The sequence below is a fragment of the Amycolatopsis sp. NPDC057786 genome (genome assembly GCF_042797905.1).
Lineage (GTDB): Bacteria > Actinomycetota > Actinomycetes > Mycobacteriales > Pseudonocardiaceae > Amycolatopsis.
In genome coordinates this window covers 24,404-44,417 of the sequence record NZ_JBHVKW010000006.1, presented here as the reverse complement: position 1 = coordinate 44,417, position 20,014 = coordinate 24,404, and the positions used below count along the sequence as shown (strand labels likewise).

The 20,014-nt window shown below is 67.7% G+C and carries 21 protein-coding genes; 11 read left to right on the top strand and 10 right to left on the bottom strand.

The features are described from left to right. Positions 1 to 40 precede the first annotated feature (40 nt). The gene (locus ACFVM3_RS06345; RefSeq protein ID WP_378436134.1) at positions 41 to 1,123 is read right to left on the bottom strand and encodes a hypothetical protein; all 1,083 of its coding nucleotides are present in this window, start codon (positions 1,121 to 1,123) and stop codon (positions 41 to 43) included. 183 nt (positions 1,124 to 1,306) lie between these two features. Next, a complete protein-coding gene (locus ACFVM3_RS06340; protein ID WP_378436133.1) occupies positions 1,307 to 1,873 on the bottom strand; it encodes a TetR/AcrR family transcriptional regulator in 567 nt (188 codons plus the stop codon). Positions 1,874 to 1,962: 89 nt separating this feature from the next. On the opposite strand from ACFVM3_RS06340, the gene ACFVM3_RS06335 reads away from it, so the two are divergent. After that, entirely contained in the window at positions 1,963 to 2,424 is a 462-nt protein-coding gene (locus ACFVM3_RS06335; protein WP_378436373.1) for a nuclear transport factor 2 family protein, read from the top strand. 8 nt (positions 2,425 to 2,432) lie between these two features. Here the strand turns inward: ACFVM3_RS06335 and ACFVM3_RS06330 are convergent, their stop codons facing one another. Then, entirely contained in the window at positions 2,433 to 3,116 is a 684-nt protein-coding gene (locus ACFVM3_RS06330; protein WP_378436131.1) for a class I SAM-dependent methyltransferase, read from the bottom strand. A gap of 716 nt (positions 3,117 to 3,832) precedes the next feature. On the opposite strand from ACFVM3_RS06330, the gene ACFVM3_RS06325 reads away from it, so the two are divergent. Further along, a complete protein-coding gene (locus ACFVM3_RS06325; RefSeq protein ID WP_378436129.1) occupies positions 3,833 to 4,234 on the top strand; it encodes a hypothetical protein in 402 nt (133 codons plus the stop codon). Positions 4,235 to 4,360: 126 nt separating this feature from the next. Beyond that, the gene (locus ACFVM3_RS06320) at positions 4,361 to 5,824 is read left to right on the top strand and encodes a trypsin-like serine protease (protein WP_378436127.1); all 1,464 of its coding nucleotides are present in this window, start codon (positions 4,361 to 4,363) and stop codon (positions 5,822 to 5,824) included. Between the two features lie 53 nt (positions 5,825 to 5,877). On the opposite strand, the gene ACFVM3_RS06315 is transcribed toward ACFVM3_RS06320, so the two are convergent. Continuing rightward, the gene (locus ACFVM3_RS06315) at positions 5,878 to 6,366 is read right to left on the bottom strand and encodes a hypothetical protein (RefSeq protein ID WP_378436125.1); all 489 of its coding nucleotides are present in this window, start codon (positions 6,364 to 6,366) and stop codon (positions 5,878 to 5,880) included. A gap of 276 nt (positions 6,367 to 6,642) precedes the next feature. Here ACFVM3_RS06315 and ACFVM3_RS06310 point away from each other — a divergent pair, with 276 nt between their 5' ends. Genes ACFVM3_RS06310 through ligA form a run of 3 tightly spaced genes read left to right on the top strand, consistent with a single transcriptional unit; the run spans position 6,643 to position 10,091 of the window. After that, positions 6,643 to 6,894 carry a hypothetical protein gene (locus tag ACFVM3_RS06310; RefSeq protein WP_378436123.1) on the top strand — a complete coding sequence of 84 codons (252 nt, stop codon included), beginning with the start codon at positions 6,643 to 6,645 and terminating at the stop codon, positions 6,892 to 6,894. 53 nt (positions 6,895 to 6,947) lie between these two features. Beyond that, entirely contained in the window at positions 6,948 to 8,045 is a 1,098-nt protein-coding gene (locus tag ACFVM3_RS06305; RefSeq protein WP_378436121.1) for a calcium:proton antiporter, read from the top strand. A gap of 54 nt (positions 8,046 to 8,099) precedes the next feature. After that, positions 8,100 to 10,091, top strand: a complete 1,992-nt coding sequence (gene ligA / locus ACFVM3_RS06300; protein ID WP_378436120.1) for an NAD-dependent DNA ligase LigA — start codon at positions 8,100 to 8,102, stop codon at positions 10,089 to 10,091. 64 nt (positions 10,092 to 10,155) lie between these two features. Here the strand turns inward: ligA and ACFVM3_RS06295 are convergent, their stop codons facing one another. From ACFVM3_RS06295 to ACFVM3_RS06280, 4 genes are read right to left on the bottom strand one after another with little or no spacing between them, the layout of a single operon-like run. Next, entirely contained in the window at positions 10,156 to 11,286 is a 1,131-nt protein-coding gene (locus tag ACFVM3_RS06295) for a family 2 encapsulin nanocompartment cargo protein terpene cyclase (RefSeq protein WP_378436118.1), read from the bottom strand. A gap of 25 nt (positions 11,287 to 11,311) precedes the next feature. Beyond that, positions 11,312 to 12,175, bottom strand: coding sequence for a geranyl diphosphate 2-C-methyltransferase (locus ACFVM3_RS06290; protein WP_378436116.1), 864 nt, complete (start codon positions 12,173 to 12,175; stop codon positions 11,312 to 11,314). Between the two features lie 53 nt (positions 12,176 to 12,228). After that, on the bottom strand, positions 12,229 to 13,617 hold the full coding sequence (locus tag ACFVM3_RS06285) for a family 2B encapsulin nanocompartment shell protein (protein WP_378436114.1): 1,389 nt from the start codon (positions 13,615 to 13,617) through the stop codon (positions 12,229 to 12,231). Further along, positions 13,614 to 15,035 (bottom strand): family 2B encapsulin nanocompartment shell protein, encoded by a 1,422-nt coding sequence (locus ACFVM3_RS06280; protein WP_378436112.1) that lies wholly within the window; start codon positions 15,033 to 15,035, stop codon positions 13,614 to 13,616. The genes ACFVM3_RS06285 and ACFVM3_RS06280 overlap by 4 nt, the downstream gene beginning before the upstream one ends. A 454-nt stretch (positions 15,036 to 15,489) precedes the next feature. Between ACFVM3_RS06280 and ACFVM3_RS06275 the strand changes: the two genes are divergently transcribed. The 4 genes from ACFVM3_RS06275 to ACFVM3_RS06260 are packed head-to-tail and all read left to right on the top strand — an operon-like array spanning position 15,490 to position 17,575. Then, a complete protein-coding gene (locus tag ACFVM3_RS06275; RefSeq protein ID WP_378436111.1) occupies positions 15,490 to 15,816 on the top strand; it encodes an ArsR/SmtB family transcription factor in 327 nt (108 codons plus the stop codon). Then, complete coding sequence (locus ACFVM3_RS06270; protein WP_378436109.1) at positions 15,813 to 16,466, top strand: cation transporter; 654 nt, start codon at positions 15,813 to 15,815, stop codon at positions 16,464 to 16,466. Before ACFVM3_RS06275 ends, ACFVM3_RS06270 begins: the two co-directional genes overlap by 4 nt. Positions 16,467 to 16,476: 10 nt before the next feature. Further along, positions 16,477 to 17,088 carry a class I SAM-dependent methyltransferase gene (locus ACFVM3_RS06265; protein ID WP_378436107.1) on the top strand — a complete coding sequence of 204 codons (612 nt, stop codon included), beginning with the start codon at positions 16,477 to 16,479 and terminating at the stop codon, positions 17,086 to 17,088. Positions 17,089 to 17,131: 43 nt separating this feature from the next. Further along, the gene (locus ACFVM3_RS06260; protein WP_378436105.1) at positions 17,132 to 17,575 is read left to right on the top strand and encodes a hypothetical protein; all 444 of its coding nucleotides are present in this window, start codon (positions 17,132 to 17,134) and stop codon (positions 17,573 to 17,575) included. 4 nt (positions 17,576 to 17,579) lie between these two features. Here ACFVM3_RS06260 and ACFVM3_RS06255 read toward each other — a convergent pair whose 3' ends face one another. Then, positions 17,580 to 18,392: an MBL fold metallo-hydrolase gene (locus ACFVM3_RS06255; protein ID WP_378436103.1), complete on the bottom strand. Its 813-nt coding sequence runs from the start codon at positions 18,390 to 18,392 to the stop codon at positions 17,580 to 17,582. 73 nt (positions 18,393 to 18,465) lie between these two features. Continuing rightward, positions 18,466 to 19,047, bottom strand: coding sequence for a TetR/AcrR family transcriptional regulator (locus ACFVM3_RS06250; RefSeq protein WP_378436101.1), 582 nt, complete (start codon positions 19,045 to 19,047; stop codon positions 18,466 to 18,468). Between the two features lie 70 nt (positions 19,048 to 19,117). On the opposite strand from ACFVM3_RS06250, the gene ACFVM3_RS06245 reads away from it, so the two are divergent. Then, entirely contained in the window at positions 19,118 to 20,011 is an 894-nt protein-coding gene (locus ACFVM3_RS06245; RefSeq protein WP_378436100.1) for an NADP-dependent oxidoreductase, read from the top strand. The last annotated feature ends 3 nt before the right edge of the window (positions 20,012 to 20,014 follow it).

Below are 20,014 nucleotides of genomic sequence, written 5' to 3'. Positions count from 1 at the left end.
GCCGACAGACCAGCGGCTGCCGTGATCCCGAAGAGCGTTGTCATCTGCTGGCGGGCACCCGGACCACGAGCGGGCCCGTCATGAATCCGCCATTGGGCGTGATGACGTGGACGCCCGCCGGGTCGGCGACGATGATTCTCCGTCCCATGTCACCGGCGAACCACCGCAGGAACCGCCAGCAGTTCGGGCAGATGTTCTGGTTGACCGCGAAGGGTCCACCCCACTGGACGACCATCTTCTTCTCGGCGTGATACGGCAGTGTGCCATCCCGCGGGTTGAGGAGCCCCGCCTGGCGCATCAGTTCGAGGATGGATTGGATCATCGGTGAACTCATCCGATCCTGGTTGCTCCGGGTGCGAGGTCCGCCGCGCGAGACCGCCGTGACCATGGAGCCCGCCGGCACGGCCCCCACTTCGAGCTGCAATGTGACCGCGATGTCCAGAAGTCTGTCCAGCTCTGGATCGGATCGGCGGGCCGCTTCCAGCGGTGACGTGTCAGTGGCCGGCTCGGTGACCGGTGCGCCGCCACCGGTTCCCGGAGCCTGAACGGGCCCCGCCGGGCCGGAGTGCGGCGCGATAACGGACCGCACCGGCACCGGGTCGACGATGCGCACAGTGGACGTGGCACCAGGCGCTTGAGCGGAAGGAGGAGACTGGGCAGGCCGCGTTTGGGCGGATGTGCGGATCGTTTGATAGCCCTGAACGGCGTCGTAGACGAGCAGCCCGATGATCACCCCGTCCAGGAACCAGCCAACGGGGTTCCATTCGTCCGCCAGGGCCACGGCGGTAAGCCCGGCCAGGAGTCGGCGCGAGACGATCCGCTCGCCGACCTGAACGACGACTTCCTCCGCGGCCCGTTCTGCCACAACGCGCTCCGCCTGGGATGCCGCCACGTCCATGGCGGCACGTTCCGCGGCCCGAGTGGCGGCTCCGTTGATGGGAGGCAGTTCGAACACTTCAGGCGGCATACCCTCCAACGGTATGGCCGGCGGTTCCAGCGTCGGCGGCGGAGCGCCGGCCAGCGACTGGAGAGACTGCCGTTGGACGGTGACATCCCCGACATGGATTCGCTGGACCAGCGCTCCCACGGCTTGATTTCCCGCCAACTGCTGCAACTTCACCATCGACAGCGCCGCCCGACCAGACGTGGCCGGTGACCGGGTACACCCAGGATCGGTGCCGCCGCGGCCACGCCTTTCCCGAACGAACTCCATACACGCCAGTTTCACCTCTCGGCACCCGCCACAACGTGAAGCCGACCCCTTTGGGCGAGAGGTCTCGCCTTCGCGGGCAAGTCCTGCGACTGATCACGGACTTCCGAGCAACGCCGCGACCGCCTCGCGCGCCTGCCGGGCAGGCGCCTGGTCGCCGCTGATCCCGGCCGTCACGATGGCCCCTTCGGCGAGCAGGTAGACCTGTTCGGTCACCGGCAGTCCTGTCGCCCGCACCCAGGTGTCGATCTGGTCGTGGAACGCTTGTTTGTGCGCCCGCACCTCGGCCAATACCGCCTCGGACGACGCACCGAGTTCGCCGTGGGCGTTGATCCAGGCGCAGCCGCGGAAACCCGGTTCGGCGAACCACCCCGCGAGCCAGTCGAAGACGGAGAGCACCCGCTCACGAGGATCCGCGACCCGGTCGACGTGGGCGGCCAGGCTGTCCCGCCAGCGCCGGTCACGACGTTTGAGCATCGCCACCACGAGATCTTCCTTGGCTTCGAAGAACCGGTAGATCCGCTTGAGCGAGAGGCCGGACGCCGCGCGGACCTGGTCCATGCCGACCGCCTGGATGCCGTTCTCGTAGAAGAGTTTCTCAGCGGCGTCGAGCAGGGCTTCGCGATCGACGCGGTTCTGCTCATCGGTGACGGCGGCCGGCATCGGGTCTCCCTTGACGTTGAGAACGATCGTTCCCTATCGTAGGCGTCAGATGTGGAGAACGCGCGTTCTCAACCTGAGGAGGTCCGATGATGACGGAAGATCGCCCGCCATACCCGCCGTTCACCCGCGAGACGGCACTACGGAAAGTCCAAGCGGCAGAGGACGCCTGGAACACCCGGGACCCCCGCAAGGTGGCGTCGGCGTACACGCCGGACTCGGTGTGGCGGAACCGGGAGACCTTCGTCCGCGGCCGCGACGAGATCGTCACGTTCTTGACCGGGAAATGGGAACGGGAGCTCGATTACGCGCTGCGCAAGAACCTTTGGGCGTTCACCGAGAACCGGATCGCCGTCCGGTTCCAGTACGAATGGCACGACCGGGCCGGACAGTCGTGGCGCAGCTATGGCAACGAACTGTGGGAGTTCGACGAGCACGGTCTCATGAGCCGTCGCGAGGCGAGCATCAACGACGTCGCCATCTCCGAGACCGAGCGGCGCATTCGTGGCCCGCGCCCGAAGGAGGAACACGGCGCCGACTTCCCACTTCGGTGAACCCGCGATCAGTCCACGATCGCGGAGATCTCCCACAAGCCCAAGGACTTGTCGGCGTAGGCGCCGTCCTCCTCGGTGCACCCCTCGACCAGCACGGCCAGCGGCTCCGGGAACGCGAACGGCTCCCGGCACAGGTTCAGCGGCCGCCAGTCGCCGGTCACGATGTCGGCGTTGGTCCGCAGTTCGGTGAAAGTCGTGGTCAGCAGGTAGCGGGAACCGCTCCGCCGCAGGTTGCGCAAGGCTCGCCGGATATCGGCGAAACTCAGATGGACCAGGCAATCCCGGCACAGCACGAGATCGGCCGACGGCAACGGATCGCCGGTCAGATCGAGCACCCGGAACTCGTGGACCGGATCGCCCCGGAACCGTTCGGCGTTCATCTCGATCAGATCGGGAACGATGTCGGCGCCGATGTACCGATCGAGATCAAGACCCACTTCACTGAGCCAGCCGTAGTCGCCGCACGGCACGTCGAGCAGGGTGCGCACCCCGAAACCAGCGAGGAGGGCGGGCAACCGGTCGCTCAGTTCCCGCGTCTGAACCGACTCCGAACCGGGCCCGGAGACCGAGGAGGAACTCCACAAGCGGGAGCGGAAGATGTAGGTGAAACGATCCTGGGTCCCCATGCTTTCCAGCTCTTCGGCGACCCGCCGGAAGTTGCGCTGCGCCGTGGTGATCGGTCGTTCGTCCACTCCGGCATCGTAACGTCGTGAGTGGCGGAGGACGGCTTAATGCAGAGGTCCCCTGCCCCCGGCTTCACGCCTTCCCGAGTACTGAAGGCCCGACACCGGCGATGTCACGTGATCCAGCGGACGACACGCGTGTCTGGATGGACGACACGACCGCGGTGGCCCCAGACGAGTGCGACCACTCGTTCAGAGCAGTCACTCGCTGTTGGTAAGCCGAGCGAGGCGACTACGGGTGAGCACCCGCCTGATCGGGTGAACGCACCGTGAGCGCGACTGCTCGAATCTCGTCGAGCTTGGGCGAAGTTCGACCGTACTCGACAGTTGCGATCAGCATTTCGCACAATGCGAAAACAGCTTGCGCGAACGCGCCAACGACGGCCTCCACCTGCGGACTTCGCTGGCGCCGAACTTCTGGCGATGGCCTGGCCCAACCCCGGGAAGGCAAGATGTCGGGCTGCGGGGACCTCTCGGCGGCACTGGGCCATTCGGCCCCACCCACTACTTTTAGTAGTTTTCGGAGTCACCCAGACCGTTGAGCGACGCAGGCATACCGTTCAGCGCGACACACGCAGTACTACTGAACGGTCACAGTCTGCTTTCGCCAAGATGTCCTCAGCCGCACCGGTCAAGAACCGGTAACGCACGCGTGGCCCCCTGCTGTCACAGGAGGCCACGCGGATGTCCATTCGCCCGCTCGCTAGAACAAGGACAGGACGGTCGTGACCATACAGCCTGACAACACGAAGACACCAGACAACGAGCCGCCCCAACGGGTCAAGGTCGTCATCGAACACGCCGAAAAACCGGTTCGGCGTGTCGCGACGTCCGCGGAAATGATCCGTAAGGCGCGGCCGCTCCTGAGGACACCGGGACGCCATCGCAAAGAGCAGACGCGCGACAGCTGGCTCTGCCTGGCGATGGCGGTCCTCGCCGGCTGGGCCCCGACGCTGCGGATGTGCCTGCTGCTGACAATCGGCGGCGGAATCGTCGTCGGCGTCGTCAGGATCAGCACTCCCCAGATCGGGCTGTCGGCAGGGACCACTGTCGGCCTCCTGACCCTCTTCTGCGCCTGGATTGTCAAGGCCCGTCAAGGAAAACAGCGGCGAGAGCCGAGTCTGTAACCGCATCGCGCCCCGTGTCCGTCACCTCGCGGGCACGGGGCGCCCAGGTAATGTCGGAAAATCTCCCCGGCCGCGCGGCGACTTCCGGTTGAATGATCGCGAAGTCCCGACATGTGAGGAGATCTCGTGCGGAGAGCTAGAAGACTGGGGGCCCTGGCCGTTTCGGTGCTGGCAGCGACCACAGCACTGGGCAGCCCGGCGTCGGCCGACACCGTGCAGTCGTTCCACACCTCGCTCGATCCCGCTTCGGTGCGGGAGTCGATGCGCTATCTGGTCGAGAACTACGGAGTGAGCGAGCAGGAGGCGTTGCGGCGCCTGGAACTGCAGACCGACAGCCTCAAACTGGACGAGCTGCTGCGTCGCGACCGCGGCGCCGAGTACGGCGGCATGTGGCTCGACCAGGACAAGGGGCAACTGGTCGTGGCGATGACCGAGCCCTCGGCTGCCGAGCCGTATCTGAAGGCGATGCCCGCCCGTTCGGCTGTTCGCACGCAACAGGTCCAGCATTCGTTGCAGCAGCTCACGGCGGCGAAGGAGCGCGTCGCGGCCAAGGTCGGCGCCGGCCCCGACGCGGTGTACTTGCCTTCGGTGAGCGAGTCCGAAAACCGTGTCGTGCTTTGGGAACGCGGCTGGGTGGCGCAGGAGAAGGCGGCCGTGCGCGCCGCGGCCGCCGAGACGAACGTCGCGCACCAGGCCGCGGCGGCGGAATCCGGCATGGTCGTGTCCCGCGTGCTGAAGAATCCGAACGCGTTGTCCACGGCGAACGTGGATCTGGGTTTCTGCCACCCGCTCTACTGCACGAACTACGGCCCGATGCGCGGCGGAATCCGGCTGGACATGAAGCGGGACAACGGCACGTGGGGCGGTTGCACCAGCGGCTTCAACCTGCGGTCCACCGGTGGCGGATTCCCCGGCAAGGGCTGGGTGCTCACCGCCGGCCACTGCATGCGGACCAAGACCAACAACACGCCGACGCAGCACAACGCCAACGACGTGTTGCAGCAGCACGGCATCGAGAAGAGCTCGTACCCGTACGACTACGCGGCCCTGCCGTACGTGAACGACGCGGCGTCGACGCAGTGGCTCGAAGGCCAGACCGGCCGCAACCGCGTGCTGAAGTACTGCCGTAACGGCGGTATGGACAGCAACGGTGACACGCCGTGCGGCGCACAGGCCACCTCGGTCGACGAGTACATCACCAGTGCCCGCAAGCTGGCCGACATCAAGGCCGGGTATGTCGTCTGCGCCACCGGAACGGCGTCGAGCGCGGTGAACTACCCCGACTCCGTCGACAGCGGAGCGGGTGCCGGCTACCTCGTCGGGACCCGTTGCGGTCGCGTTCTCTCCACGGACGTCGGGATCAACACCGACCTCTGCGCCCGTCCGGGTGACAGCGGCGGGCCGCTGTTCAGCCAGGCCGATCACGCGGCGCTCGGCATCCTGGTCGGCAACCAGCAGTCCCGGTCGGGCCCCTGCCAGGCCGGTGAGCTGAACAACTACGCGCCGATAGAGACGATCACCACCGATCTCAGCGAGCGGATCGCCAGTCAGGGCTCCACGTTCGCGGTGATCACGACTCCGAACGGCTGACCACAACTACGTGAAGGCCCCCTTCATCGCGTGAAGGGGGCCTTCATCTGCTCTCACCTGGTCAGCAGAGGACCTTCGTACCGCAGCGCGTCGCCCTCGCCGTACACCCGGACCGTCAGCTCCGGCGGCTCCCACGGGGCGAACACTTCGTCGATCGTCCGGGGCACCGGACCCAGGTCCACGTCGACGGCGAAGGTGTGCGCCACGATCGCGGCCTGGACGACGTCGCCGTCCGCGTCGGCCACCTCCAGCCGGGTCACCCCGGTGTCGATCGCTCCGAGCACGCCCGGCCGCGCACTCCACACCGCGAACCCGCGCTCGCCGGTGTCGCTTCCGTATCCGGTGCTCATGATGTTGAACAGTGCGCGCTCTCCCTCTCGGAAGACGCACTCCGCCTCGACACCCGAATCGTGGTAGGCCAGCATCCGCCCGTCCGCGGTGCTCGTCCCGATGCGGGCTCCGGTATGCCACCCCGCGTGGGACACCGCCTCCGTCGATCCCGTGATCTCCGCGGACCGGTAAAGCTCACAGAGGTCCGTCAACTCCGCTATCCATCGCGTGGTCTCTTCGTCACTTGCTGGGGCCACTACGCGTGTGCCCTCCTCCCTGACTGTCCACAATGGTCATCGTCGAGGCTGGCACACCCGGAGGTCGATCGCATCGGGGTTCTCCCGGAGATCGACCCGGCCAGCTGCACGGTTCGGTGCAACCGACGCGGGCGGCTAGGCCGAGCAGAGCAATCTCGCGGGTATCCCGTCATGGGTGTTTCGGTCACCCGTCGGAGTGTCGTGACCCTCCGACGCAGAGAGGTGCGGCCGATGACCGCGCAGCGCACGATCACGGACGAGATCGGCGAAATCGGTGCCTGGCTGATGGGCGAGTTCAGTGGCCGCGTACCCGCGGCCGTGATCAGCCGGGTGCTCAACGCGAGCAAACGCGACCTAGAAGGCCGCATCGACCCCGAAGAGCTGGGCGAGATGTTCTACGCCCTCTGCCGGTTCCGCCTTCAGCGGATCGTGGCCGCGGACGAGCGGATCACCGTCAGGATCCCCGACGCTCGGCTTTCGTAACCCTGTGCCCCTATCGAGCGGCGACGTCACGCAGAGTGTGCGAAGGTGACGGCATGGCCGCTTCGCGCAGACGATTCCCCGTGTCCTGGACCACCGTCATGCCGGTCCTCGCCATAGTCGTGCTGGCGCTGAGCTGGGGCCGTGACCTGGGCCCGGTGCCCGTGGCCATCGTCGCGCTAGCGCTCGGCGGGACGGTGCTGGCCGCGGTGCACCACGCCGAGGTGGTCGCGCACCGCGTCGGGGAACCCTTCGGCTCGCTGGTGCTGGCGATCGCGGTCACGGTCATCGAAGTAGCGCTGATCGTGACGATGATGTCCTCCGGTGGCCCCGAGGCCGGGACCCTCGCCCGCGACACCGTGTTCGCCGCGGTCATGATCACGATGAACGGCATCGCCGGCATTTCGCTCATGGTCGGCGCTCGCCGCACCGGCGAGACGCATTTCAACCCGGAGGGCAGCGGCGGTGCGCTCGCCACCGTGGCGACGCTCGCCACCGTCAGCCTCGTGCTGCCGACCTTCACCACCAGCACTCCCGGCCCGGCCTTCAACGGCACGCAGCTGACCTTCGCCGCTGTCGCCTCACTGCTGCTCTACGGGCTTTTCGTGCTCACGCAGACCGTGCGCCACCGTGACTTCTTCCTGCCCGTGGACAGCGAGGGCTCCGTCAAGGAGGAGGAACACGCCGAACCGCCGACCGGCAAAGCCGCCCTGGCCAGCCTGGGGCTGCTGCTGGTCGCGCTGGTCGCCGTCGTCGGCCTGGCGAAGGTCGAATCGCCCGCGATCGAAGCGGGAGTCCGCGCCGCGGGCTTCCCGCAGTCGTTCGTCGGCGTCGTGATCGCCATGCTGGTCCTGCTGCCCGAGACCCTGGCCGCGTCCCGTGCCGCGCGGCGCGACCGGATGCAGACCAGTCTGAACCTGGCCTACGGTTCGGCGATCGCGAGCATCGGACTCACCATCCCGACCATCGCACTGGCGTCGATCTGGCTGGACGGGCCGTTGATGCTGGGCCTCGGCGCCACGCATATCGTGCTGCTGGCGCTGACGATCGCGGTCAGCGTGCTCACCGTCGTCCCCGGCCGGGCGACGCGGCTGCAGGGCGGAGTGCACCTGGTCCTGCTGGCCGCCTTCCTGGTGCTCGCCATCAACCCGTGACACGAGTCCTCTTCGGACGATGTTCTGTCGGTGGTCCCCGGTAATCTCTGCCCTGTGAACGCTCGGGACCGCATCCAAGAACTCGCCGATCAGATCGTCGTCCTTCGCGACGCCTACTACCGTGGCTCGCCGAAGGTCGCCGACGCCGACTACGACGCGATCGAGGACGAATTGCGCGGGCTCGTCGAGGCGAACCCCGAGCTGGCCCCGGATCCGAACCCGCTCGAGCAGGTCGGCGCGCCCGCCATCCTGCACGCGCCCATCCGCCACTCGCGCCCGATGTTGTCGCTGGAGAAGGCGACCAAACCCGAGCAGGTCGCGGCGTTCTTCACCCGGTTCCCCGGGCAGCCGGTGGTCGTCATGCCGAAGCTCGACGGCCTGTCGCTGGCGCTGGTCTACGAGAACGGGCGGCTCGCCAGGGCGGTCACCCGCGGCGACGGAACCACGGGCGACGACGTGACCATGCTGGTCCGGGCGCTGACCGACGGCGTCCCGGACACCGTCGACGCCCCCGGCCGGGTCGAGGTCCGCGGTGAGGCGGTCATGCTGCGCTCCACCTTCGCCGCCTACAACAAGGTCCACCCGGACAAACCGCTGATCAACCCGCGCAACGCCGCCGCGGGCACCCTGCGCGCCAAGGATCCGGCCACCGTCGCCGAACGGCGTCTCCAGTTCTTCGCTTTCGACCTCTCCACCGAGCCCGAAAGCGCGGAAACCGACCTCGACGGCGCGCTCCGGACGCTCGGGTTCGCCGCCGCCGACATGCGCCACTGCGAGGACGCCGAGGCGGCACAGGCGGTCATCACGACCATCGAGCAGCAGCGCAACGAGCTCGACTACGACCTCGACGGTGCCGTGTTGCGCCTGGCGGATCGCGACGCCTACGCCGCCGCAGGCACCAGGTCCAGTTCACCGCGCGGCGCGCTGGCGTTCAAGTTCGCCGCCGAGGAGAAGACCACCGTGCTCGCCGATGTCGTCTGGGACGTCGGCAAGACCGGCAAGATCGCGCCCGTCGCGTGGCTGGAGCCGGTGTTCGTCGGCGGAACCACCGTCACCAGGGCGACGCTGGCCAACCAGGAGGTCATCAAGGCCCGCGGCATCAAGATCGGCGACACCGTGCTGGTGCGCCGCGCGGGCGACGTGATCCCCTTCGTGGCGGGCGTTCTCGACGCCGCCAAACGCACCGGCGAGGAGCGGGAGATCGTGCCGCCCTCGGTGTGCCCGTCGTGCGAAGAGCCGTTGACCGAACAGGGAAACAGCCGGGAACTGTTCTGCACCAACGTCGCCTGCCCCGCGCAGACCGTCCGGCGGCTGATCCATTGGGCGTCTCGCGCGGCCGCGGACATCGACGCGATCGGCGGGGTCTGGATCGAGCGGCTCGCCGAGGCCGGGATCCTCGAACACCCGTCGGACTTCTACCGGCTCACCAAGGACAAGCTGCTGGAGTTCGACCGCATCGGCGAAATCTCCGCCACCCGCATGATCGAGTCGATCGACGCGAGCCGGGCCGTCGGCCTGCGGCGGGCGCTGATCGGGCTCGCGATCCCGATGGCTTCCGAGGGCACGGCCGCGCGACTGTGCCGGGCGGGGTTCGGTTCGCTGGAAGCCGTCGCCGACGCCGGCGTGGAAGGCCTCGTCGCCGTGGAGGACATCGGCCCGAAGGTCGCCGCTTCCCTGATCGAGCACCTCACCCGGCTTCGCCCCGAGCTCGAGCGGCTGCGCGAAGCCGGGGTCTCGCTGGACGTACGCGAAGAAGACCTCCCGCCGGTCGTCGCGGCAGGCGCGCCGTTGGAAGGCAAGACGGTCGTGGTCACCGGCTCGATCAGCGACCCCCGCTCCGGCGAGAAGGTGCCGCGCCCGACCTTCCAGCGGCTGTGCGAAAGGGCGGGCGCGACCATCGCCTCTTCGGTCTCGGCGAACACGGACATGCTGATAACCGGCGCCGACGTCGGAGCGAGCAAGCTCACCAAGGCCGAAAAACTCGAAGTCGAGGTCGTGGACCAAGGCGTGATCTGGGGCCAGCTGATCGAGGCGGGCGTCGTCTAGCCTCCTTCCGCGTTTAGTCCTCTGAATGCGGAAGTTCGTGTCGCGAACTACCGCATCCAGAAGACTAATTGCCGGGCTTCGTGCGGTACCGCGGACTCGTCGAGTGCCATTCGAAGCCGCCGCCCATCCACCCGCGCAACCCGCGTAAGAACCGTTGCAGCTCAATGGAAGGAACGGCGCTCAGCTTTTCGTGCGCCGACTGGAAGTCCCGGACGACGTCGTTGTGCAGTTCGACGGTGATCGCCGTGGCTTCTTCGATCGAGCATTTCCGGTCGTCGGCGATCAGCAGGACCGCGTTGCAGGGCGGCGACTCGTCCTCCAGATCCTTGGTGACCGAGTGCACGTCGTTGACGAGTACGGCCGCCGTCCCCGCCTGGATCGCCGCCGCCCGCACCTGCGGGTCGTAGTACAGGTTCGAGGTCAGTTCGTAACCACCGAGGACGTCGATCAACGTCATCGAGGTGTAGAAGCTGTCGTGTTGCCGTGCCGCGAGGTATTCCCACGCCGGCGGGTATTTCCCGCTGTGCCGCCACGCGGCGTAGGCGGTCCAGCTCACGAACATCGCGAAGGTCGAGTAGCAGACCCGCTGGACCTGCGCGGCGGTCCCGGATCTCCGCAAGAAGTCCGTCGCCGAGCCCAGCGCCACCAGTACCCGGTCGTTCCGCAGGGTTTCATCGAGGTCGCGGCTGAATTCGCCCAGCGACGGCACCGGGTCCATGGCGGCCATCGCCAGCGCGAGCTTCGGCGGCAACTCGGCGGGCACGGCGCCGAGGGAGGTGTCGTCGGCGTAGAGGTCGTCGGCCGCCCACCAGGCGGCGTTGAGCCGCGCGGAGATCAGGAGCCGGTCCGGATCCTCACAGTCCGGGTGGGCGAGCATGACGAGCCTGCCGAATCCCGCCTTCCCGATCTGCTCGCACTCCTCCTCGTCGAACCCGCACTCCCCCGCCCACAGGACGAGCCGCCGGTCGACCTCCAGTGCGAGTGGATCGTTGATCCGTTCGGTGACGGGGCAGTACAACGGCGGTGACGACCCGTCGCCCCACGGCCGGTAGGCGTACGCCGGGTCGAGAGCGGGTTCCTCAGGCGGCAGAGTCTCCTGAGGAACAGCGGTCAGCCGGGCCGCCAGCCGGGCGGCCGACGTGCCCAGCCCGCTCGGACCGGCCAGCAGTGTGGCGAGCGCACCCTGTTCGGTCATCGTTCGCTCCGATGGTCTCGCGGGATCAGACGCGGTCCGCGGCGATCAGCAGGTAGTGGAAGCTGCCTTCGCGATAGGCGTCCAGGAACGGTCCCTCGATCCCGGTCGCCACCGACGACTTCGCCCGCAGCTCCCAGTACGGGATAGTGTCCGGGGTCAGGTCCACCACCGAGATCGGCACCAGGTCGTTCGCCGTCATGGCCTTGAAGTACTCACTGCGCGGGTGGATGTTGCAGGTGTAGTGCTGGTCGATCTGCGCGACGGCCTTGGACCGGCCACCGGTCACGTCGTTGTAGCACCCGGTGATGGTGACGTACCGCCCGCCGAACTCCAGCTGCCGCGCGTGCTCGGCGAACAGTTCGTGGAGGTCGACGTACATCGTGCTTTCGTTGTTCCAGATCGCCTTCCGCGAGCCGGTTTCGAAACCGGTGTCGAGCATGTTGCGGAAGTGGTAGCGCACCCGGTCGGCGACGCCCCTGATGTCCGCCTGATGGTTGGCGAACTCGACCTGCTTCTCCGAGATCGAGATGCCGTCGACATGGCAGCCGAAGCGCGCGTTGGCCATGATGCTGGTCCCGCCGCGGCCACAACCGGCGTCGAGGAGGCGGTCGTCCGGTTTGACGTCGCCGAGGTGATCGAGCAGAACGTCCGCCTGAGCGGTCTCCAGTCGGTGCATTTCGGCGATGATCCGCTCGTCGCGGGTGTTCTCGGGGCCTTCCAGCACCGACCAGTCGACTTCGCCGATTCCGTAGTGGTGGTGGTAGAGCCCGTCCACATCGCCCAGACGCAGGTTGACCGGATCCTTCTCCTTGTTCCAGTACGACGCCACCGACTTCTGGTACTCGGTGCGCAACACCTTGGCAGGAGCGGGAGTACGGGCGATGGTCACGTGCGTGGTCCTTTCTGGAGCGTTGTTGTTCGTTGTGGTGGCGGGGCGAGGGGTCACCGCGCGACCTCGACGTTCTCCAGGACACCGAGCGCGTCCGGAACGAGCACGGCGGCCGAGTAGTAGGTGCTGACCAGGTAGGTGGCGACGGCCTGGTCGGAGATGCCGTCGAAGCGCACGTTCAGGCCCGGCTCGTACTCGTCGGGCAGGCCGGTCTGGTGCAGCCCGATCACGCCGTTGTCCTCGACACCGGTCCGCATGGCGAGGATCGCGGAAGTGCCGCTGTCGGTGATCGGGATCTTGTCGCAGGGCAGGAGCGGCACGCCGCGCCACGCGCCGACCACCTTGCCGTCGACCGTGGTGCCCTCCGGATACAGGCCGCGGCGCGTGCATTCCCTGCCGAACGCGGCGATCGCCTTCGGATGGGCGAGGAAGAACTTCGTCTTGCGGCGACGGCTGACGAGTTCGTCCATGTCGTCGGGTGTCGGCGGACCCGACCTGGTCTGGAAACGCGACTTGAGGTCGGCGTTGTGCAGCAGCCCGAACTCGCGGTTGTTGATCAGGTCGTACTCCTGCCGCTCCCGCAGTGCCGCCACGGTCAGCCGAAGTTGCTCGTCGAACTGGTCCATCGGCCCGTTGTAGAGATCGGTGACCCGCGTGTGCACCCGCAGGGCCGTCTGCGCGACGGCGAGATCGTATTCGCGCGGCGAGATCTCGTAGTCGACGAACGTCCCCGGCAGCAGCGGCTCGCCGTCGTGCCCCGACGACATCCCGATCTCGGCCTCGCCCTTGGCGTTCTGCGGCATTCCCTTGCGTGCCAGCATGTCCTGGACGTGTCGGCGCATCGCCTCGGACCGGCCGTTGAGGTCGGCGAAGTCTTCGGCGCGCAGGGTCAGCACGATGACCGGGGTGACGGCCTTGGCGGTGAACGGCCAGTTCCGGTCGATGCCGGCGAGCATCTCGTCACCGAAGTGGTCGCCGTCGGCCATGCTGCCGACAGTGGCTTCGGCGCCGTACTCACCCGGCACCACCTTGGCGATCTTGCCGTGCGCGACCAGCACGACCTCGTCGAGCGGAGTCCCGTGGCCGACGATGGTCTCGCCAGGCTGGTACTCGTGCTGCACGAACCGGTCGGCGAGCGCGGTGAGCGTGTCCTCGTCGTCGAAACCCCGCAGCAGGGCCAATTCCGCGAGTTCCTGCGGGACGACCCGGACCTCGGTGCCGACGTTGGTGAAGCTCACCCGCCCGTCGCCGATCGCGTAGGTCAGCCGCCGGTTGACCCGGAAGGTACCGCCGGACGCCTCGACCCAGGGCAGCATCTTCAGCAGCCAGCGCGGCGTGATGCTCTGCATCTGCGGCCGCGTCTTGGTGGTCGTCGCCAGGTTGCGCGCGGCGGCGGGGCCGAGACTGAGCCGCCGGTCGGCCTCCGGCGTCGTGGCGGTCATCCTTCGCGGCCGAGTTCGGCGGCTTCGAGGACGGCGAGCGCGTCCGGAACGAGTACGGCCGCGGAGTAGTAGGTGCTGACGAGGTAGGAGATGATCGCCTGCTCCGAGATCCCCATGAACCGGACGTTCAGCCCGGGTTCGTATTCGTCCGGCAGGCCGATCTGACGCAGGCCGACGACGCCCTGGTTCTTCTCGCCGGTGCGCATCAGCAGCACCGAGCTGGTGCTGGTCTGACTCACCGGGATCTTGTTGCAGGGCAGGATCGGCACCCCGCGCCAGGACGGCACCTTGTGCCCGCCGAGGTCGGTGCCGGTCGGGTAGATCCCGCGTTTGCTGCATTCGCGGCTGAACGCGGCGATCGTCCGCGGATGCGCGAGGAAGAAGCCGGGTTCCTTCCACACCAGTGCGAGCAGGTCGTCGAAGTCGTCCGGGGTGGGTGGGCCGGTGCGTGTCGCGATGCGCTGGGTGAAGTCGGCGTTGTGGAGCAGGCCGAAGTCCGTGTTGTTGATCATTTCGTGCTCTTGCCGCTCGCGCAGTGCCTCGATGGTCAGGCGCAACTGCTGCTCGGTCTGATCCATCGGCTGGTTGTAGAGATCGGACACCCGGCTGTGGACCCGGAGCACCGTCTGGGCGACGCTCAGTTCGTATTCGCGCGGCGAGGTCTCGTAGTCGACGAACGTCCCCGGCAGCAGCGGCTCGCCGTCGTGCCCGGAGGAGATGTCGATCTCGGCCTCGCCGAAGTCGTTGGCGCGCCCGGAGTCCTGCGACGCCTGCTCGATCTGCGCCCGCAGCGATTCGGACTGCTCCAGGACGCGCTCGAAGTCCTGGCGGGTCAGGGTGAGCACGGTGCAGGCGGTGGCCGCCTTGGCGGTGAACTCCCAGATGCCGTCACCGTCCACGAGGGCCTGCGCGCCGAAGTAGTCGCCGTCCTTGACCACGCCCAGCGCGGTCTCGTCACCGTAAGGACCAGGGCCGGTTTTGGTGATTTTGCCGTGTGCGATGAGGTAGACCCGGTCGGCCCGGTGGCCGAATTCGACGAGCACGTCGCCGGCGGCCACTTCCTGCTGTTCGAATCGGCGGGCGAGTTCGGCGAGTACTTCCTCGTCGTCATATCCCTTGAGCGGCTTCAGTTCTCCCAGTTCCGCCGGGATCACGCTGACCTCGGCACCGGCTTTCGAGAAGGTCACGCGTCCGTCGCCGACCGCGTAATTGAGCCTCCGGTTGACCCGGTAGGCGCCACCGTTCACCTGAACCCATTCGAGCGATTTCAGCAGCCATCGGGACGAAATTCCCTGCATCTGCGGAACGGATTTGGTGGTCGTCGCCAGGTTGCGCGCGGCGGCCCTGCCCAAACTCAGCTGCGGATTTTCCGGCCCATGGACACCTTCGGCGGAAGTGTCCGATTCGGTCACGGTCACAGCAAGGTCCACCCTTCGATAGTCGTGTGAACAAACAAGATCCACAATTCGTGGCGCGCCGGTCATGCCCCGAAGTGCGGCCCGCACGATCAACATAGCAAGGGGTTCTTCCCGCACAAGCGCACTTTCAGGTAGTACGACAAGGCCACCCGAATGCCGAATTCTCCTTTGTATACATAGGCTTTCGGCAAAGTCACTCGACGTTTTACGGTGGCCACGCAATCGGGCAGGCAATTGTCCTGAGGTGTCACGCGAAGCCGCGCCGGGACTCCCCCGCGTGCCCGCGATGCGGCCGTTGGAGTGGCCACACCGGACTCTTTCGGGTCGCTCCGGCGGCCGTGTTCGGCGATGACTTGACAGACCGCGACGAAACAGAGGGTCGCGTCCGGACACACCGTCGGGTCAACGGTTCAGCCCTTGCTGATATATCAGCCATGGCTGTACTGTCTCGCCTGTGCTGACATGTGAGACCCAGGGCGCCGCCCTCGCCCGGCTCGGCCGCGCCCTCGCCGACCCGAACCGGTGCCGGATCCTGGTCGCCCTGCTCGATGGCGTGGCCTATCCCGGGCTGCTCGCCGGGCAACTCGGGTTGAGCCGCTCGAACGTGTCGAACCATCTCGCCTGCCTGCGTGGTTGCGGGCTGGTCGTGGCCACCTACGAAGGCAGGCAGGTCCGCTACTCGCTGGCGGACCCGCATCTCGCCCGCGCCCTGCGAGAACTCGTCCAGGTCGTGCTGGCCGTCGACACCGCCGAGCCCTGCATGGACGAGGTGCTCCGGTGAGCGTGGAGAGCGGTTCCTGCGCGGACGGCTGCTGCGCCGCGAAGTCCACGGTGGCCCCGGATCGCCGCGCCGTGCTTTCCCGGCGGGTCCGGCTCTTGGTCGCCGCGACGATCATCTACAACGTCGTCGAGGCGGTCGTCGCCATCTCGGCGGGCACCATCGCCTCGTCGACGGCTCTGATCGGTTTCGGCCTGGACTCGGTCATCGAGGTCGCCTCGGCCGCGGCGGTCGCCTGGCAGTTCTCCGGCAAGGACCCCGAAGCCCGCGAACGCGCGGCGCTCAAGGTCATCGCGGTGTCCTTCTTCGCGCTGGCCGCGTACGTCACGGTCGAATCGATACGCGCCCTGTTCGGCGCCGACCCCGCCGAACACTCCCCTGTCGGCATCGTGCTGGCGGCGGTCTCGTTGCTCGTGATGCCGTTCCTGTCCTACGCCCAGCGCCGAGCCGGGCGCGAACTCGGCTCCGCCAGCGCCGTCGCCGACTCGAAGCAGACCTTGCTCTGCACCTATCTTTCCGGTGTGCTTCTCGTCGGCCTGCTGCTCAACAGCCTCTTCGGCTGGTACTGGGCCGATCCGCTGGTAGCGCTCGTCATCGCCGCCGTCGCGATCAAGGAAGGCCGCGAAGCCTGGCGCGGTGAACACTGCTGCTGAAAGGAGCGTCATGACCCGGCCCGCCCGATGGAACCGGTACTGGGACGGCAAATCCCAGAACTACGACCGGGAGATGCGGTTCCTGGACCGGAAGCTCTTCGGCGATTCCCGTGTGTGGGCCTGCGGCCGGGCCACCGGCGAAGTCCTCGAAGTCGCCGTCGGGACGGGCTTGAACCTGCCGCTCTATCCCGAAGACGTCACGCTCACCGGCATCGATCTCAGCGACGGCATGCTCACCATCGCCCGCGCCCGCGCCGAACGCCTCGGCCATCCGGCGACGCTTCGGCGGGCCGACGCCCATGACCTGCCCTTCGATGCCGATTCGTTCGACACCGTGGTCTGCACCCTCGGCCTCTGCGCCATCCCCGACGACGGCAAGGCGTTGCGGGAAATGGCCAGGGTCCTCCGGCCCGGGGGCAGGCTCATCCTGCTCGACCACATCGCGAGTTCGTCGCGCGCCGTCCGCGGTCTGCAATGGATCGCCGAAAAGATCACCGTGCCGATGGCCGGCGAGCACTTCCTCCGCCGTCCGCTCGACAAGATCGACGGTCTCGGCTTGGTCGTGGAGGACCGGGAGAGGTTCAAACTCGGGCTGGTGGAGCGGCTCGTCGCCCGCAAGTGAACGGTGTCATCGGAATTTCATCGCCGTGGCCGATCCTGATGGCGTGACCTACTCTCAGCAGCGGCCCGGCTGGCAGCAGTACCCCATCGCGACGCCGAAGAAGACCCCGAAGACGGCGTTGATCGCGGGGATCGCCGCCGCGGCGGTCGTCGTCACCGGCGCGGCGATCGCGGTGACCGTGGCCATCACCACGAGTGGCGGCGCTTCCGGTGGCAGCGTTCCCGAGGTCGACCCCGACCCGTTCTCGGCGCAGGCCGGGGATTGCCTCTCGGCCGACGAAGACGCCGGCAGCAACGGCGCGTTCAGCGCCAGCGCCGTCCGGGTCCACTGTTCGGACAGCTCCGCCAACTACTCCGTGATCGCCCAGCTCGCGTCCGGGTCCGGCTCGGACTGCAACTCCGTGCCCGGCTACGAGTACGGCAACCCCGTCGTCTACGACTTCGAGTCGGGGCAGCCCAGGGAACTCTGCGTCATGCCGAGGGGCTGACCGCTCAGGACGGTTGTCTCCGGGCAAGGCTCCGGGCTTGCCCGGCGTGCAGGTCGCTCACCCATTCCCAGCCGGGTTTCGCCGACGGGCCGATTCGCGGGTCGTCCGGCGTCCGGCCGTCGCGCAAGGCGTGCACGTACGCGCGGTCCAGGTCGATCCGTGCCCGTACTTCACCGGCTCCGCCGAAGGATCCGTGGCCAGGTACGACGACGTCGACGTCGCCCGCCGCGTCTTCGATCATCCGGAGCCCGGCCAGGTAGTCCTCGATCGGATCTCCGTCGTCGTCGAACATCGGGACCAGGACGTCGGAAAGCATGTCTCCGGCGACGAGCACCCCGCGTTCCTCGATCAGCAGCGCCGCGTGACCGGGAGCGTGGGCCGGATGCTCGACGATCCGGATTCGGGGGCCGTCCCAAGGAATCCGGGTGGATCCGGCGGGCAGGCCGGTGATGAGGCCGAACAGGTCCAGCGGCACCTCCCCGGCGATTTCCGGCGGCAGTCCCTCGGCGACGCCTGTCTTCCAGTCCGCGTTCGACCGCAGTTCTCGCAGATACTCCGCGCAACGGGCGGTGCCGTACCGAGGTGCGTCACCCAGTCCGGGGTGCCAGAGCACGTGATCCCAGTCGGGATGCGTCGCGAAACCCGCGACCACCGGGAGGCCGGACTCGGAGAGATCGTTCGCGAGGCAGGCCAGTTCGTCGGTCGTGAGCCCGGGGTCGACGAGCAACACGCCGTCGCTGCCCTCCACGACGACCGTGTTGTTCTCGAGCAACGCGCTCTGGCGGACCAGCACGCCCTCCGCGACCTGTGTCAGCACGGCGATCCCTCCGATTGTGCTGTGCAACCGCTTTGTCGAGACGGTAATCCCAACTGATGGCAGATTGCAAGCACTAGCGCCTCGGGCCCGTGGCTTCCCAGGCCGCTTCGATCATCCGGAAGATCTCGTCCACCGCGGCCTCCGGATCTGCCGCCTCCCGGCCGAGCGAGTAGGCGTCGATCACGAACCTCGCGATCGTCCGGCAGGCGGTCGCCGACCGCGACGACTCCGGATCCGCCGCAATGGCCGCCGCCAGGGACTCCGCGTGGCGCAGGCGCATCGAGTCCTCGTACTCCCGCAGCGCCGGCGACTCGTCGATCATGCGCCAGATCGGGGCGGCGCCGTCCGCCGTGCAATGACGCACCATCGCGTGAATCTCCCGGCGCAGCGCGGGAATGAGCGGCTCGTGTGGCGCCCTTTCGGTCACCGCCCGCTCGAGCCCCTGCTCGAACTCCGCGTCCTGCCCGAACACCAAGGCCTCTTTGGAGGCGAAGTGAGAGAAGAGCGTCGTGACGGCTACGTCGGCTTCCGCGGCCACCTCACGGATACCCACCGCGTCGTACCCGCGTTCCAAGAAAAGCCGCAGTGCGGTGTCGGCGATCTTCTGACGGGTGGCGGCCTTCTTCCGCTCACGACGTCCGGTCGGCACGGTCATGCGATGACGCTATCAGATCCAAAACAACAACAGTTCCAAAACGCTAACGGTTAGTGCTACGGTCGATAGCATGAAGCAAGTGATCTTCACCGAGTTCGGTGGCCCGGAAGTCCTGCAGCTCGTCGACGCCGAGGATCCGCACGCCGGCCAAGGCCAGGTACGCATCGCGGTGCGGGCGGCCGGAGTGAACCCCGTCGACTGGCGGATCCGTGAAGGCCAGATCCTCGGCGCGCATCCGACCGTGTTGCCGTCCGGCGTGGGCCTGGACGCCGCCGGAGTCGTGGACGAGGTCGGCGAAGGTGTCACCGGAGTCGACGTCGGCGATTTCGTGTTCGGCGAGGGGGTGAGCACCTACGCCGAGTTCGCCGTGCTGACGGCGTGGGCCGTGATGCCCGAAGGGCTGACCTTCGAGGAGGCGGCCGGATACCCCTCGGTGGTCGAGACCGCGATACGCCTGATCCGCGAAGTCGGAGTGAGGTCTGGCGAGACGTTGCTGGTCAGCGGCGCGTCCGGTGGGGTCGGGTCGGCGGTGCTGCAGATCGCGCGGGAACGCGGCATCGCGGTGATCGGCACGGCGGGCGCCGCGAACCAGGACTACCTGCGCGGCATGGGCGCGCTCGCCGCGACCTACGGCGAGGGCTGGGTGGAGCGGGTGCGGCGGCTCGGCCGCGTCGACGCCGCTCTCGATCTGGCCGGGGCCGGAGTGATCCCGGACCTGGTCGAACTCACCGGCGATCCGGGGAAGGTCGTCTCCATCGCCGACCTCGGCGCACCCGAGTTCGGTGTCCGCTTCTCCGGCGTTGCCGGGAGCGTGCCGGACGCGCTGGCCGAGGCCGTCGACCTCATCTCACGGGGGGAGCTGCACATCCCGGTCGAGAAGGCGTATTCGCTCGCCGACGCCGCGGCGGCGCATGCCGACAGCCACGCCGGGCACACCCGCGGCCGCCGGGTCATCGTCGTCTGAGCG

Bases quoted from the DNA above. Each gene is read 5' to 3' on its own strand.
- ACFVM3_RS06345 (WP_378436134.1), bottom strand. From the start codon at position 1,123: ATGGTGAAGTTGCAGCAGTTGGCGGGAAATCAAGCCGTGGGAGCGCTG.
- ACFVM3_RS06340 (WP_378436133.1), bottom strand. From the start codon at position 1,873: ATGCCGGCCGCCGTCACCGATGAGCAGAACCGCGTCGATCGCGAAGCC.
- ACFVM3_RS06335 (WP_378436373.1), top strand. From the start codon at position 1,963: ATGACGGAAGATCGCCCGCCATACCCGCCGTTCACCCGCGAGACGGCA.
- ACFVM3_RS06310 (WP_378436123.1), top strand. From the start codon at position 6,643: ATGACCGCGCAGCGCACGATCACGGACGAGATCGGCGAAATCGGTGCC.
- ACFVM3_RS06305 (WP_378436121.1), top strand. From the start codon at position 6,948: ATGGCCGCTTCGCGCAGACGATTCCCCGTGTCCTGGACCACCGTCATG.
- ACFVM3_RS06295 (WP_378436118.1), bottom strand. From the start codon at position 11,286: ATGACCGAACAGGGTGCGCTCGCCACACTGCTGGCCGGTCCGAGCGGG.
- ACFVM3_RS06285 (WP_378436114.1), bottom strand. From the start codon at position 13,617: ATGACCGCCACGACGCCGGAGGCCGACCGGCGGCTCAGTCTCGGCCCC.
- ACFVM3_RS06265 (WP_378436107.1), top strand. From the start codon at position 16,477: ATGACCCGGCCCGCCCGATGGAACCGGTACTGGGACGGCAAATCCCAG.
- ACFVM3_RS06250 (WP_378436101.1), bottom strand. From the start codon at position 19,047: ATGACCGTGCCGACCGGACGTCGTGAGCGGAAGAAGGCCGCCACCCGT.
- ACFVM3_RS06245 (WP_378436100.1), top strand. From the start codon at position 19,118: ATGAAGCAAGTGATCTTCACCGAGTTCGGTGGCCCGGAAGTCCTGCAG.